The organism is Sandarakinorhabdus sp. (assembly GCF_031422795.1).
Lineage (GTDB): Bacteria > Pseudomonadota > Alphaproteobacteria > Sphingomonadales > Sphingomonadaceae > Sandarakinorhabdus.
The window spans coordinates 1-2285 of the sequence record NZ_JANPML010000137.1 but is presented as its reverse complement, the minus strand read 5'-3'; the positions used below and the strand labels follow the sequence as shown (position 1 = coordinate 2285).

Sequence of the window (2285 nt, the reverse complement as noted above, 5' to 3'; positions counted from 1 at the left end):
GCCTGGGGCTCAACAACGGCGGCACCATCACGGCTGGCGGCCGACTGTTCGTCTCGTCGGGCGGCCAGGTTCGTTCGGCGTTCGATATACCTTCAGACGGTGCCATTGGCACGATCGCGGCGCAGACGCTGGAGATTGCCGGCACGCAGGGTATCGATCTGGTCACCAACACCACGGGTAGCGGTGATGTGTTCATGAACAGCGCAGCCGGGCAGGTGCGCGTGACAGATATCGATGCCAATCGCGATGTCACCCTCAATGGCGTGGCCGGCACCAGCTTCACCCGCGTGCGCGGCGATCGCAATGTTGGTGTGTTCAGTGATGTCGCCATCAATGGAGGTAGTGCCAGTGCCGGCGGCCGCCTCACCGTCACCTCCGACGGCGGCATCACGGTTGGCGCGCTGGATGCCGGCACAGTTGATCCGGCGGCTGGCGTCACACCCGATATCTACGTGCGCGCACTCGGCCCGATTACCACCGGTGCCGTAACCAGCGCCGGCGATGTCGGCCTGCTGGCGCAAGGCGCGCTCGCCACCGGTGGCATCACCAGCGGCCGCGATCTTGTGCTGCTGTCGGGCGGTACCATCACCACTGCGGCCCTGACCACGCCCACCACCGGACGGCTACGCCTCGATGATTTTGCCCAGCGCAGCCTGATCACCTTCCCGAACGGTGTGCCGGATTATTCGGCGCTGCTCGTCTCTGCGCCCACGGCCCGCGCTGGCGACACCATCGTTACCGGCAGTGTGACCACCGGCCTGTTCGAGGCTCGGTCCATCGGCCTGCTGCGGGTGACCGGCGCGATCAATGCCGCCATTGGCGCGCGTCTCAGTGTGCGCTCGCTGGAAATCGGCAGCACCAGCACGCCGGGCTTCCTGGATCTCACGGCGGTGGACAGCCTGGTGCTGGCCGATATCGCCGCGCAAGGCCAGATCAACCTCGCCAGCGATGGCAGCATCACGGCCGGCAACATCACCACAGCGCAATCGCTGGTGCTGGCGGCCAATCGGCCAGGCGCGACGCTGACCACCGGCAACGTGCGTGCCGATGGCGAAATCCGCTTGTCGTCCAACACGACATTGACCGCCGGCAGCTTGTCGTCGGGCAATCGCGTGTTCCTCAATGCCGGCGGCGCGATCACCACCGGGGCCATCGACGCCGGCAGGATCAACTCGCAGTCGGAAGCGTCGGGCGTGTTGTTTGCCACCTCGCCGGCCACCATCCGCACCGGGACGATCAATGTTTCGGGCAGCGCCACGCTTTCGGGCGTGCTGGGCGTGACGACGGGCAATGTCACGGCATCGAGCGGCATTGTCCTGCTTGATACCGGCGGCGTCACCACTGGCGCGCTGAGCACCTCCACCAGTGGCTTCGTCTATATCGCCGCGCATGATCTGTTGCCGCAGATCACGTTCGATCAGGCTGGCAATCCGCAGTTTGCGGCGCTGTTGGCCACCACGCCAGAACGCCTTGTGGGCGACATCAACATTGGCGGCCCGGCCAGCACGGGAACCTTCATCGCAGCGGCCACCGGCAGCTTTGTTGGCGGCAATACCACGGCGTCAACCAGCATGCTGGTTGCTGTTGGCGGTACGGCCACACTGGGCTCCAGCATCAACACGCCCAGCCTGTTGGTCACCTCCAGCAATATCGTCCTCGATCCGCAAGGGTCGGTGGGCGCGGCCGGCGGCAGCATCCTGTTCCAGATCAGCCAGGCCACCTCGGCCGTGATCGGCGGGGCCGGCACGACGGCGACCGGCACCTATAGCCTGTCCAACGCCGAGTTTGGCGCGCTGCGAGCCAGCAGCATCCGGGTTGTGAGTTTTGCCAACGGCGGCATGACGGTTGAACAACTGGCGCTGCCGGCAATTGCGCCGGGGCAGATCGCCAATCCTGGTGTGACCCTGCAAACGCGCGGCACGATGCGGGTGACAGGCGCTGTCACCATGGCGCAGGCCGGGGCGGACAATCGACTGACCCTGAGTGCTGCCGATCGCATCGAAGTGGTGCAGGGCAGCGGCAGCGTGCGGCTGGGGGCGGGCGTGGATACGCCGGCCGGCACGCTGTCCATCACCGCGCCGCGCATCTGGGTGGCGAGCGAAAGCCTGCTCACCGAACTGGCCGGCACCACCTTGATCGGGCAGGCCCGCATCGACGCGGTGAACGCGGCTGGTGCATCAGTGGTGGCAGGCGGCTCCATCGGCGCCGGCAGCATCCTGATTGGGGCCGATCGCGAGGTGCTGATCCAGAACAGCGGCACCGATCGGTTGAAGGCCGGTTTCACC

Annotated in this window: 1 protein-coding gene; it reads left to right on the top strand. The window is 66.4% G+C overall.

Going from position 1 to position 2285, the window contains the following annotated elements; all coding sequences use genetic code 11:
* The coding region (locus RMO81_RS05045; RefSeq protein ID WP_310474669.1) for a hypothetical protein at positions 1 to 2285 on the top strand (2285 nt) is incomplete at both ends.